The sequence below is a fragment of the Acinetobacter sp. YH12152 genome, assembly GCF_013418285.1.
Lineage (GTDB): Bacteria > Pseudomonadota > Gammaproteobacteria > Pseudomonadales > Moraxellaceae > Acinetobacter > Acinetobacter amyesii.
Map to the genome: position 1 here is coordinate 1 of NZ_VPCH01000069.1, position 12276 is coordinate 12276.

Sequence of the window (12276 nt, forward strand, 5' to 3'; positions counted from 1 at the left end):
AGAGGAATTGCCACAAGATACGATAAGCTAAAACGTAACTATCAAAGCGCTGTTGCTTTAGCTTGTATATTTATATGGTTGCCTCTTTAGCTCAATTTATCGGCTGTAAATGTCAACACACCCTAAATTATAAATTAAATCAGGGTATTATTATGTTGGTGTGATTCTTCATAAATGAATAGGATGATCAATGGCGTTGAAATCGCTTGAACGTATTGAAATTCCATGCGATTAATCATTAGGAATGACTTTAAAACAACAAATAGAAGGAACAAGGGATGATGAACCGACTTAAGTTAACGGTATTGGTTAGTAGCACACTCTTTTTGGTCGCGTGTGGAGGAGGAAGCGACGGTGATTCGTCATTTATTATCGATGATGGGATTCCAAAAAATAATATAGCTGCGCCTGTTGTAAAAACACAGGTCTATATTGATGCTAATACCAATGCTAATACCGTTTTGGATACGGTGAGTGCCAATAAAACATTGATGACTTATAAAATGCTTGGCGTGAATGGTGCAGAAACTCAAGCAACAGCGTTACTCTTTACGCCTAAAGGCACCAAACCCACTGGAGGTTGGCCTATTGTCGCATGGGCGCATGGGCGCATGGGCGCATGGCACTACAGGTGTTGCTGATGAATGTGCTCCAAGCCAACAAGGCTTAAAGGGTAATGAATATTTTATTGCAAAACTTTTAGCAGCAGGTTATGCAGTAGTTGCACCTGATTATGAAGGTTTGGGTGAACCGAGTGGTAAAGAGTTGCATCCATTCTTAAATTTAAAAAGTGAAGCATATTCCATTACCGATGCAGTGGTTGCTGCGAGTAAAAACTTAGGAAACACCACAGAAAAACGATGGTCAGTTGTAGGACATTCACAGGGTGGGCAAGCAGCATTGGGAGCTGCTCAATATGCTTCACGTGCACAGTTAAGCTATAAGGGGGCAGTGGCTGTAGCGCCAGCTTCTAACTTAGCTCTAATTCTCAGTGGAGGTGAACAAAAAGCCGCAGCTGAAGACGATCCGATTAAGAAAATTAATATTCTTGCACCGCTTGATACCTTTACATCGCTAATTACAGCAGGTTTAAGAAACTCAACACCAACCTTACAATATAGTGAAGTGTTTGTCCCGCCAACTGATCAACTCGCTGCTCAAGCTGAAAGTGTATGTTATGACGTTTTAGGGCAAACTTTAGGTGGGGCAATGGGGGCTTATGTACAAAAGAATGGAAAATTAGATGGCTACCCTCGAACGCAAGCTAATTTTATGACCAACATTAAAGTGGTTAAACAATTCTTAGAGCAAGACTCTCAACCGCTACTCAAAAAATTGAGTACACCAATTTTCATTTATCAAGGCAGTAATGACTCAACAGTTCCAAAAGCGGCAACGGATGTGTTGATACAGCTCGCCACAAGTAAAGGAACTAAAATTAATTATGTGACGGATACAGACGATGCCATCACACCAAAATGGGATCATGCGACAGTTTATACCGCGAATTGGGATGAAATTGTCTTAGATGTAAAATCTCTAATGCCTGCGAATTAAACATGCAAATAAAGCCTAATTGATCTGATTAGGCTTTATTTTTAAGACCTCAGTTTCGAATGACTTGTGTTTCCCAGCCATCATATTGCGCATTTTCCTGTTTTGCTAATTCAAAAAGCACCAATGTGCATTGATCAATAGATAATTGATCTACATGATCTTTTCTCGAAATGATCAGTTTATAAGGATAGTTTTCATTTTCTTCTACCGTCGTTTTCTCAACTACAGCAAAGCCAAGGTCTTCGACTTTCTTAATGAAATTACTCTGTTCATTCAGTGATTTAAAGTAAATCCAATGATCTATTGGACGTGCAATTTCAAGACTGTCTCCATTGTTTCGCAGACTTTCAAGGACTTTACTATTGGACATCATTTGTAAATTCACTTCATTTGGATAAAGGTTTCTAAAATATATGTTCCAATCTCTATCGCTTTTTTTACCAAAACTATAATGGTAGTCAGGGAATGCCTGCATGGCAGACTGAATTGATTGCTCTGCATTAATATGTGGTGCAGCGTAGAAGAAAAACAGCCTTTTTGTATCACGCGTTACACGGCCCACATATACAGTTAACTTGTTTTTAGTCATGGCTGAAATCAAGGTATCTTCTAATTCTAATAAAAGATCATATTCCTCTCTGGAAGATAGTCCATCTTCTCGAGGGTGATTCATTTGTAATGCAACCCAAATCAAATTTGAAAGCGGCTGAATTGGAGCATTTTGAGCTAAAGCCAAATTCAAAAAATAGCTGGAGGGTATTCCATCGATTTCATCAAGATAAAAATCCCAATTTTCTTGGATCTCAAAATATCGAATGTCTGCTGGAGCGGAAATTGAATGATGCGGTAAATCGGTAAATTTATTGTCTATTTCCATCAGCCCCAATTCCTGTAATTATTCATTTATTCACTAAAGATTAGCAGTTAAAATGAATAATAATCACTTGGAATTAAATAAATATCAAACTGTGGAAAAGACAAACTTTCTGTTATAATACGCGCCAATCTTAGCACGGCTTAAAAGCCCTAATTTAATAGGACCTCGCTAATGTTTGCCAACACCTCTATTGCTCAATTTGACCCTGAATTAGCTCAAGCGATCTCGAATGAAGATGCTCGCCAAGAAGCGCACATTGAGTTAATCGCTTCAGAAAACTACTGTTCACCTGCAGTAATGGAAGCTCAAGGTTCAAAACTTACTAACAAATATGCAGAAGGCTACCCTGGTAAACGCTACTATGGCGGTTGCGAGTATGTAGACGTGATCGAACAATTGGCCATTGACCGTGCTAAAGAATTGTTTGGTGCAGATTATGCAAACGTTCAACCACACGCTGGTTCACAAGCAAACTCTGCAGTTTACCTTGCGCTACTTAACCCAGGCGATACAGTTTTAGGTATGAGCTTGGCTCACGGTGGTCACTTGACTCACGGTGCTAAAGTTAGCTTCTCTGGTAAAACTTACAACGCAATTCAATACGGTTTGAACCCAGAAACTGGCGAAATCGACTATGAAGAAGTTGAACGTTTAGCTGAAGAACATAAGCCAAAAATGATCGTGGCTGGTTTCTCTGCGTATAGCCAAGTTGTTGATTGGCAACGTTTCCGAGATATCGCGGACAAAGTTGGTGCTTACTTATTCGTAGATATGGCTCACGTAGCTGGTCTTGTTGCTGCTGGTGTTTACCCAAGCCCAGTACAAATTGCTGACGTTACTACAACGACTACACATAAAACACTTCGTGGTCCACGTTCTGGTTTAATTCTTGCGAAAGCAAATGAAGAAATCGAGAAAAAATTACAATCAGCTGTATTCCCTGGTAATCAAGGTGGTCCTTTAGTTCACGCTGTAGCGGCTAAAGCGATCTGCTTCAAAGAAGCAATGGCGCCTGAATATAAAGCTTACCAACAACAAGTTGTTAAGAATGCGCAAGCAATGGCTGAAGTTTTAATCGAACGTGGTTATGATGTTGTCTCTGGCGGTACTAAGAACCATTTGTTCTTATTATCTTTAATTAAACAAGACATTACTGGTAAAGATGCCGATGCTTGGTTAGGTGCTGCTCACATTACTGTGAACAAAAACTCAGTACCAAACGACCCACGTTCTCCATTCGTGACTTCGGGTATCCGTATCGGTACTCCTGCTGTAACAACACGTGGTTTTGGCGAAGCTGAAGTACGTGACCTTGCAGGCTGGATCGCTGACGTTCTAGACAGCAAAGGTGACGAAGCTGTGATTGCTGCAGTGAAAGAAAAAGTTGCTGCTGTTTGCGCTAAATTCCCAGTTTACGCAAAATAAGTCTGACTTGAGAAAGCCCCCTCAAGGGGGCTTTTTTTATGTCATCAGAAAAATTCAAAAGTTATCTAAACATTTATATTTCTGTTATAACGGAATAAGAGATAACAAAAAATTTGCCCATCGCTATAGATCTGTTGGCAAGGTCGCAAAGGAACTTTATATGAAAAAACCCAATATTATTCTTTCAGAACAAGATTTACATCGTTTAGAAACCATGTTGGAGCATCAATCTAAGCTGACGCCGACGATGGAGCATTTGGAAGATGAGATGGCGCGCGCTGAAGTGGTTGCTCCACAAGATGTCCCTGCCAATGTGGTGAGTATGAATGCCAAAGTTCTCATTAACATTGCACCTGCGACAGAAGCAACCGAAATTACACTGGTCTATCCACATGATTTTCGTGGCGATAAAGGTCAAGTTAATGTTTTGGCTCCAGTGGGCGCTGCCATTTTAGGTTTGGCTGAAGGGCAGGAAATAGAATGGCCGCAGCCTGATGGTCATACCATGAAAGTCAAAATCATTAAAGTGCTCTATCAACCTGAGCGTGAAGGGAATTATCTATAATTCCGCTGTGATATACAGATAAAATCCGCACACAAAGCCATCGATACCGATGGCTTTTTTATTTTTTCTTTATTGCATTTTTAGATATGAAATGTGCAAATGTTGTTAAGCAGATTTCATTACAACCATAGCAGTTTAACTTGGGAAAACTGTCAAAGAATTGACAGAGTCATGGGCACGAAGTCGGCACACTGTATTTCAACAACACCATCGTTGCTTAATAATTTGAAGAATGAGGTAGAGCCCTATGACACAATTAGAATCGAATCATTACAATCCAGACTATCAATATCAGCATATTGAAGTAAAACCTGTAACCGGTCGTATTGGTGCCGAAATTTCTGGCATTCAGTTGTCTGGAAGTTTAGACAAAAGCGTGGTCGATGAATTTAATCATGCACTATTAAAATATAAAGTTGTATTTGTGCGTGGGCAGCAAGATCTCACCGATTTAGAACAAGAAGCCTTTGCACGACTTTTAGGAAATCCGTTGAATCACCCAAGTGTGCCACTCAAAGATGGTACAGCACATACGTTGTCAATTGACTCACGTGGTGGGCGCGCAGATTCATGGCATACCGATATTACATTTTTACCCAATTATCCCAAAGCCACAATTTTAAGAAATGTAGTTGCACCTGAACATGGTGGCGATACAGTTTGGGCCAATACCGTGACGGCTTATGAAGATTTAAGTCCGGAGCTGCAAAAACTGGCGGAACAATTACGCGCGGTGCATAGTAATAGTTATGACTATGCGACTCCCAAAGGTCAGTACAATGAAGAAGGTCGCCATTTATTCCGTACCGCGGTAGAAGTGGAAACCGAGCATCCATTGGTGCGTGTACATCCTGAAACAGGTGAAAAAAGTTTGGTTTTAGGTCACTTCTTTAAACGCTTCAGTGGATATAGTCCGGCACAGTCACGTCGTTTATTTAAACTGTTTCAAGAGCAAATCGTGCAATGGGAAAATATTGTGCGTTGGCGCTGGGCGGTTGGTGATGTTGCCATTTGGGACAATCGTGCAACGCAGCATCGTGCCATCAATGACTATGGTGATGAGTTACGTATCGCCTCACGTGTCACCATTGAGGGTGATGTACCTGTCGATGTAAATGGTCAGCCGAGTACTGTACTGAAAAATATTCAAAACACCGATATTTCAAACTTGCGTTCAGAAGCAGGCCGTATTTATGAGAAAGCATCTTAAGTATGAGAGCGTCATTTAAAACAGCATAAAAACAGATAAATAATGCGAAAAACAATGGTTTTACATTTTTAAGCACTTGCCTAAGATCAATGAGATCTTAGGCATTTTTTTATAGACGTGAGCGATCAAAAGAACACCGCCCAACAGCATTTGTTGCAAATTTTACGTAATGAAGACATCTTTCAGGGCTTTAGCGATCAGACTTTAGAACAGCTTGTGCAACAGGTGAAATATTCACGGTTTCATGCGCAGCAGCACATCTTAAAACAACAACAAATCGTGCAAGATATTTATATTTTGCTTTCAGGTACGCTACAAATTGGTTGGTTGCAAAATAATGGTGAATTGATTGTCAATGATTATATTCGTCGCCAGTCGGTATTTAATTTTGTCGCACTCTTACAACAAAAGCCTTTGAATTATGATTATTTTGCTGCGACACACGTCGAGGTGGCAATCATTTCTGGAACAAGGTTTTTAGCCGTTTTACAGCGTGATCCGAAGGCGCTTTGGAATGTCGTGCAATCTCTCAGTCGACGCATGTATTTGATGTTTGAGCATAATCGTTATTTGCGAACGGCAACGCTAGAGCAGCGTATTGCTAGACATTTGATTCGACTCTATGAGCAATATGGATGTCGGCAGGAAATTCCTTTGAGACTCAGTCAGCAGGAATTTGCAGAGTCTTTTAATATTTCACGCCAAACGTTGAATAAACATCTGCAGCAATTTGTCCAAACACAAGTGATCGCGTGGAATTATGGACAAATCGTGATCTTGGATCTTGAGCGTTTAAGGCGAATGAGTGAACTTGATGAATAACTAGATTTAAAATTTGACGAGAAGCCATTATCGCAAATGGCTTCATTAACCTTACCTAGATTAGTGCTTACTGATTTTATCCAAATATCCCATCATAAAAGCAGAAAAAACAAAGGTTAAATGCATGATGATGTACCACATGATTTTGTCATTGGGGATGTTTTTCGCATCCATAAAAATACGCAATAAATGAATCGAAGAAATTGCCACGATTGATGCTGCAACTTTAAGTTTTAATGAATTGGCATCCATGGTGCCGAGCCAGTTCAAGCGATTGGTCGATTCATTAATTTTTAATTGCGAAACAAAGTTTTCATAGCCTGAAAACATCACCATCACAATCAGTCCGCCCACCATAGTCATATCGACCAAAGAGAGAATGACTAAAATCAGGTCAGCTTCTGAATATTCTAAAATATGCGGAAGGACATGAATGACTTCCTGGAAAAATTTAATCGCGAGCAGTAGCAGTGCAAAGGATAAACCAAAGTACACGGGAGCCAGAATCCAACGTGCAGCATACATTGTGTTATGGAAAAAACGTTCCATTTAAGCCTCTAAAATTATTGATCTAATATTTGGTTCTAAAGTATATGAATTAAATTTTACGATAATTTTGATAATAATTCATGTAGAGTCAGTTGTTTAATTTAAATCTAGATTGAATCTTTGAGTATCTTAAGCTTGAATTCATCTGTGTAGGTCATCATCTCCATTGAAATGATGCCGTATGGCTGCTTAGGCGGTTCTATATGCAACGGTTGAATTTAATAACGAAATTTGACCGATGAAATAGATGTATTTTTTGCAAAATACTACAAGACTTTTATGGCAAAACTTGTAGTATAAAAATGATTTTATTGAGTTTAATTGGCTATGTCACAAATTGATGTATTGGTGCCGTTAAAGGATATTACGGTAGATCGGGCGGAAGTGCTTTCGATTAAGCGGAATGACCTTGTGCCATTACTGACCGATCAATATCGTCTAAATCATTATGCAGATCAATTAATTCAAGCACAGTCGGTGCTGCTAGACGGTGTTGACCCTCAACTGACGAAACAACTTAGTCAAACTATTGAACAGTTGATTCAAGCTCTAGCCAATTCAAAAAAATATTTAAAAAGACGCAAATTTAATGCCTTGCAAAAGTGGTTAGGCATCGATTTGGAATATGGTTCAGGACAAGTTGAATATTATAAAAATCTAGATCAATTACTTGATCGGGCAAATCATCTGAGCCAAAAACTACAGTTAGAAATTCAAAAGTCCCAAGCACGTTTTAATCAACTACAAGGCTTACGTGAGCAAATGGCGCGCTATATCGTCGCGGCTGAAGAGTTCTTGGTGGAATACCCACAGTTTGTGAAAAATCAGCATCCGCTTGACAACTTTGCAGAACGTTTATCGAAAAAGGTGAATACGTTACAAACCTTACAAGCCAGTAATGATATTGCGATTACGCAAATGCAGCTTTCTCAGCAGCTTTCTTTTGAATTATTAGATCGATATAAGGAAGCTCAGCAGGTGTTGATTCCAGCATGGCAATATCATGTGAAACAAAGTCGTCAAAGTAACTCGACAAGTTCATTGGAAAAGCTTGATAATAGCCGTGAAAATTTGATTAAAACTTTAAAAAAATCATTAGAGAATTCCTCTAAGTCTTAGAAATATAAGGTGAGTTATGACCGATTTAGATGCCAAAAATTTACCCGTTGAAGTAAGCAAAGAATTGACTGAAGAAAAATTTCAGCAACTCAATTTGCAGGAAATTGGCTTACAAACTTCCGATTTTCACGAAGTCGAAGCTGCACGTAAGGAATTGGCAGATTTAAGTCATAATAGTGTTGCTGAATATGGTAAAAACATTGCCACCAAGACGTCGACCTATACCGATGAATTATTAAATTTGGTGCAAAATAAAGATCTAGATGCGACAGGTCAAAAGCTCAATCAGGTGGTACAAGTCGCACAGCAACTAAACACCACGAGCATTTTAAATAAATCTAAAAGCTCCGGATTTTTTGGTGGTTTACTGAGTAAATTTAAAGGTGCCAAGCAAAGTTTTGATCAGCACTTTAATACCACCAAAGAGCAAATTGATGCTTTGGTTAAAGAAATTGAAACTTCGCAAAATGGCTTAAAAGCGCGTGTAAATACCTTAGATAAAATGTTTGAAGGCGTACAAGACGAATATAAACAATTAGGGGTGTATATCGCCGCAGGTAAGTTGAAAGAGCAGGAAATCCAACAGGAAATTGCAAGATTAACCACACAAGTTCAAGATCAAACAACTACGCAAAAAGTCTATGACCTCAACCATTTGGCCAATAATCTTGAAAAACGTGTGAGTGATCTACAGATCTTGCAACAATCTGCTATGCAGACCTTGCCGATGATTCGCATAATTCAATCCAACAATTTGATGTTGGTCGATAAGTTTTATGCAATTAAAAACATCACATTGCCTGCGTGGAAAAACCAAATTAGTTTGGCGATTTCATTGCAGGAACAAAAGAACAGCGTGCAATTGGCAAATAGCATTGATGATGCGACCAATGACCTGTTAAAACGCAATGCCGATTTGTTGCATCAAAACTCTGTCGATACAGCAAAAGCCAATCAGCGTTCAGTGATTGATATTGAAACACTTGAACATGTGCAAAATACCCTCATTAAAACCGTTAATGATGTGATTCAAATTCAGAAAGAAGGTGTACAAAAGCGTGAAGAAGCGACGACACGTATTCGTGCCTTACAAAACAATTTGAATCATTTAGTGATTGAATCGAGTGGTTCAAACCCTTCTTCATAAGCTGTGAGGGAGGTGAAAATATAATCTGAAGGAGTATGTCTTTGCCTCCCATTGATGAGTATGCGCTAAATCCGCAGCAACTGGAAACAGGGCTTCAAACCATTAAGAAGCGTCAACGCAATTTGACGTTATTGACCTTAACCAGTGTTTCTGTACTGATCGTTTCGGCTGTGATGTTGTTTATTCAGCATGATATGGTTTATAGCTTTTTTGGCCTAAGCTCTAGCGTACAGCAATTGCATATACCCATTAGTGCAGGTGATTTGACATATCAACTCGGTGAGTCTTCCGACTATTTTTTAAACTTTTTATCCTTTATTGGTTGGTTATTTCTCAAACTCATCGTTTCATTTATTGGCGCATTTTTCTTGGTTGGATTTCTAAGGAAATTTCAATTTTTTAGAATTCGCTTCCAATCATTTGTATTGAAATTTGTCGGCTGGATTTTATCGTTTATCGTGCTTTGGTCAGGCTTAACTTATGTGCAATATGACCTTAATCATGATGACCGTGCAGCAGATCAAAAATTGGTACATTATGAAAAAAATATTCAAGAAAGCCAGCTGGCTTTCGAGATGGAAGATGCACAATTGGCAAAACCCGTGCAAGCCTATTTACTTGCACAAGCTGCTTTGATGCATAAGCCTGTAGATCGTGCGACAGCAATTCCTTTGGTGCAATCCTTAATCAATGCCGAGCAACAAAATCCAGCAAAATTCCGTGAATACGGTTTTCAGCCTGAACAGCTCTGGGCGATGCAAAATCAGCTATTTGATAAAACCATGACACCGATGGCGCAAAGCGTGGAAAAACAAGTTCAGCAAGCCAATGTACTAGAAGTTGTTGTACGTTGGGTGTTGATCACCGTGATAGTACTCACGCTGGTTTTGAGCTTAATTTTGTATCTGCTTTCTCAGCAGTTCAAATCACGGATTAATCGAATTGAGCAGGGACTTCATTAATAGGCCTATTTTCTTTTTAGATCATTGCATTGCTCAGAATAAAAATCCCCATCACATTGTATGGGGATTTTTATTCTTGGGTAGATTAACTTGCGCGATGAAACAGTTGTCGAAGTTCCTGTGTAGAAAAAGTCTGATCATTCACTTCGCCATCCACAAGGTAAAAAGGAATGGGGTGTTGTCCCTTTGATTTTACATACTGTGTAATTTCATGCTGACGGTCTGCAATATCTTTATGTTGAATTGAGCGCAGTACTTTTGAGCCATCTAAACCAATGCCTTCAATAATGCTTTTTAAAACCTGAATATCAGCAATATCTTGACCGTGTGCAAATAATGCATGGAATAGGGCTTGAGTCAGGGCATATTGATCCAGAATATTGTCCAAGGCCAAAATAGCTTGATGAGCCAGTTGGCTGTTTGGCATACGTTTCATGTGCTCAATATTGACAATCACATCTTCGCTATAAGCAGCAAACTTTGTCATTTCGAGTTTTCGATTTGCTGCACTTGCGCCATACTTATTGGTTAAATACTACAGCACATCTAAGCCTTGTTCAGGAATTTCAGGAACGCGTTGAATCGGCAATAGCTCTACACGGGTTGCGGTATGTTCATTCCAGTTTTGTTTTAACTTTTGAAATGCGACATAACTCATGGGATAAACAATATCAAAGACAAATTCAATTTTCATTATTCTGCTCACTGTTGATTTTATACTTGTAGATCGATGGCTGATTGATGCAAGGGATTGATTGTGGCTTTATTGATGGAACTCAAAAGCAGTCAAATCACCTGATATTTCATTTGATTTAATGCCGTCTTGCTGAAATGAAACTTAAAGCTTTATAAAGATTTTGTAATTAATCAGGACGTAAGTGGGTCTTGCGCAGGCTTGGTGTGATTTCAATAAAAAAGAAAAAAATGAGGGATTTATCACGATATATATGTACGAAATAAATCATTTTAATGTTAATATAGGCCCATATATTTATGATTTAGAAAGAAATTCAATCATTTGATTTGTAAAACCGATTAATTTTATAAAAACAAACCGTTTCACCTATTTAATGGTTTGTTCTATCATTCTCTCATCAAATAAATTTACTCCTCTGGAGACGTTAGCAATGTTAGATCAAAATACTTCTGCTCAATTAAAAACCTTACTTGAACGCCTTGAAGGCCCGATTGAAATCGTCGCTACTTTAAACGGCACGGACAAATCAGACAAAATTAAAGAATTGGTGACCGAAGTTGCCGCTTTATCTGATTTAGTGACTGCACGTTTTGACGGTAACAACAGCCGTGCGCCAAGCTTTGGTATTGCAAAAGCAGGTGAAACACCACGTGTATTCTTCGCAGGTCTACCGATGGGCCACGAATTCACTTCTTTGATTTTGGCATTGTTACAAACTTCAGGTTATGCACCGAAAGTTTCTGACGAAGTACTGAATACCATTAAAGGTTTAGGTCTTAAAACTGACTTTGATGTGTTCGTATCACTCAGCTGCCATAACTGTCCTGACGTGGTTCAAGCCTTGAACCTAATTGCGATCTACAACCCGGGTACAACTGCAACCATGATTGATGGTGCATTCTTCCAAGACGAAGTGGAAGAACGCAAAATCATGGCTGTACCAATGGTATTCCAAGACGGCAACCACATCGGTCAAGGTCGTATGACTTTGGAAGAAATCATTGCGAAATTGGATACGAACTCTGCTGCAAAAGATGCTGAAAAGTTAAATGCCAAAGATGCCTTTGATGTCCTTGTGATTGGTGGTGGCCCTGCAGGTAATACTTCTGCGATCTATGCGGCACGTAAAGGTATCAAAACCGGTATCGTGGCTGAGCGCATGGGCGGTCAGGTCATGGATACCATGGACATTGAAAACTTCACGTCGATTCAAAAGACACAAGGTCCTAAGTTTGCTGCTGAAATGGAAGCACATGTACGTGAGTACGGTGTGGACATTATGAACTTGCAACGTGTATCTGACATCAAAGGTGCTGACCAAACAGCTAATGGCTTAGTTGAAGTGA

12 protein-coding genes and 2 pseudogenes are annotated in these 12276 nt (G+C 39.2%); 10 read left to right on the forward strand and 4 right to left on the reverse strand.

Going from position 1 to position 12276, the window contains the following annotated elements; genetic code table 11:
• Together FTU83_RS15730 and FTU83_RS15735 are read left to right on the forward strand one after the other, a co-directional pair.
• Positions 1–90: pseudogene (locus FTU83_RS15730) on the forward strand (IS5/IS1182 family transposase); the annotation flags it as partial.
• A gap of 188 nt (positions 91–278) precedes the next feature.
• Positions 279–1557 (forward strand): annotated as a pseudogene (locus FTU83_RS15735) (alpha/beta fold hydrolase).
• Positions 1558–1606: 49 nt separating this feature from the next.
• Here FTU83_RS15735 and FTU83_RS15740 read toward each other — a convergent pair.
• Entirely contained in the window at positions 1607–2434 is an 828-nt protein-coding gene (locus FTU83_RS15740) for a DUF695 domain-containing protein (RefSeq protein ID WP_180107240.1), read from the reverse strand.
• 171 nt (positions 2435–2605) lie between these two features.
• Between FTU83_RS15740 and glyA the strand changes: the two genes are divergently transcribed.
• The 4 genes from glyA to FTU83_RS15760 all read left to right on the forward strand — a co-directional run bounded on the left by glyA (position 2606) and on the right by FTU83_RS15760 (position 6456).
• The gene (glyA, locus tag FTU83_RS15745; protein ID WP_111885761.1) at positions 2606–3859 is read left to right on the forward strand and encodes a serine hydroxymethyltransferase; all 1254 of its coding nucleotides are present in this window, start codon (positions 2606–2608) and stop codon (positions 3857–3859) included.
• 160 nt (positions 3860–4019) lie between these two features.
• Entirely contained in the window at positions 4020–4424 is a 405-nt protein-coding gene (gene rnk / locus FTU83_RS15750; protein WP_078192900.1) for a nucleoside diphosphate kinase regulator, read from the forward strand.
• Between the two features lie 247 nt (positions 4425–4671).
• The gene (locus FTU83_RS15755; protein WP_180009479.1) at positions 4672–5634 is read left to right on the forward strand and encodes a TauD/TfdA family dioxygenase; all 963 of its coding nucleotides are present in this window, start codon (positions 4672–4674) and stop codon (positions 5632–5634) included.
• Between the two features lie 117 nt (positions 5635–5751).
• Positions 5752–6456 carry a Crp/Fnr family transcriptional regulator gene (locus FTU83_RS15760; protein ID WP_180107242.1) on the forward strand — a complete coding sequence of 235 codons (705 nt, stop codon included), beginning with the start codon at positions 5752–5754 and terminating at the stop codon, positions 6454–6456.
• A gap of 60 nt (positions 6457–6516) precedes the next feature.
• On the opposite strand, the gene FTU83_RS15765 is transcribed toward FTU83_RS15760, so the two are convergent.
• Positions 6517–7005, reverse strand: coding sequence for a TIGR00645 family protein (locus FTU83_RS15765; RefSeq protein WP_078189122.1), 489 nt, complete (start codon positions 7003–7005; stop codon positions 6517–6519).
• A gap of 327 nt (positions 7006–7332) precedes the next feature.
• Between FTU83_RS15765 and FTU83_RS15770 the strand changes: the two genes are divergently transcribed.
• Genes FTU83_RS15770 through FTU83_RS15780 form a run of 3 tightly spaced genes read left to right on the forward strand, consistent with a single transcriptional unit; the run spans position 7333 to position 10233 of the window.
• Positions 7333–8124 carry a tellurium resistance protein gene (locus FTU83_RS15770; protein WP_180107244.1) on the forward strand — a complete coding sequence of 264 codons (792 nt, stop codon included), beginning with the start codon at positions 7333–7335 and terminating at the stop codon, positions 8122–8124.
• 16 nt (positions 8125–8140) lie between these two features.
• Positions 8141–9271 carry a toxic anion resistance protein gene (locus FTU83_RS15775; protein WP_180107246.1) on the forward strand — a complete coding sequence of 377 codons (1131 nt, stop codon included), beginning with the start codon at positions 8141–8143 and terminating at the stop codon, positions 9269–9271.
• A gap of 41 nt (positions 9272–9312) precedes the next feature.
• Positions 9313–10233 carry a hypothetical protein gene (locus FTU83_RS15780; RefSeq protein WP_180107250.1) on the forward strand — a complete coding sequence of 307 codons (921 nt, stop codon included), beginning with the start codon at positions 9313–9315 and terminating at the stop codon, positions 10231–10233.
• An 85-nt stretch (positions 10234–10318) separates the two neighbouring features.
• On the opposite strand, the gene FTU83_RS15785 is transcribed toward FTU83_RS15780, so the two are convergent.
• Together FTU83_RS15785 and FTU83_RS17540 are read right to left on the reverse strand one after the other, a co-directional pair.
• On the reverse strand, positions 10319–10720 hold the full coding sequence (locus FTU83_RS15785) for a DsbA family protein (protein WP_257222655.1): 402 nt from the start codon (positions 10718–10720) through the stop codon (positions 10319–10321).
• A gap of 48 nt (positions 10721–10768) precedes the next feature.
• The gene (locus FTU83_RS17540) at positions 10769–10927 is read right to left on the reverse strand and encodes a hypothetical protein (protein ID WP_257222656.1); all 159 of its coding nucleotides are present in this window, start codon (positions 10925–10927) and stop codon (positions 10769–10771) included.
• Between the two features lie 433 nt (positions 10928–11360).
• Here FTU83_RS17540 and FTU83_RS15790 point away from each other — a divergent pair.
• Positions 11361–12276: thioredoxin family protein (locus tag FTU83_RS15790; RefSeq protein WP_180107248.1), on the forward strand; the 916-nt coding region annotated here is incomplete at its 3' end.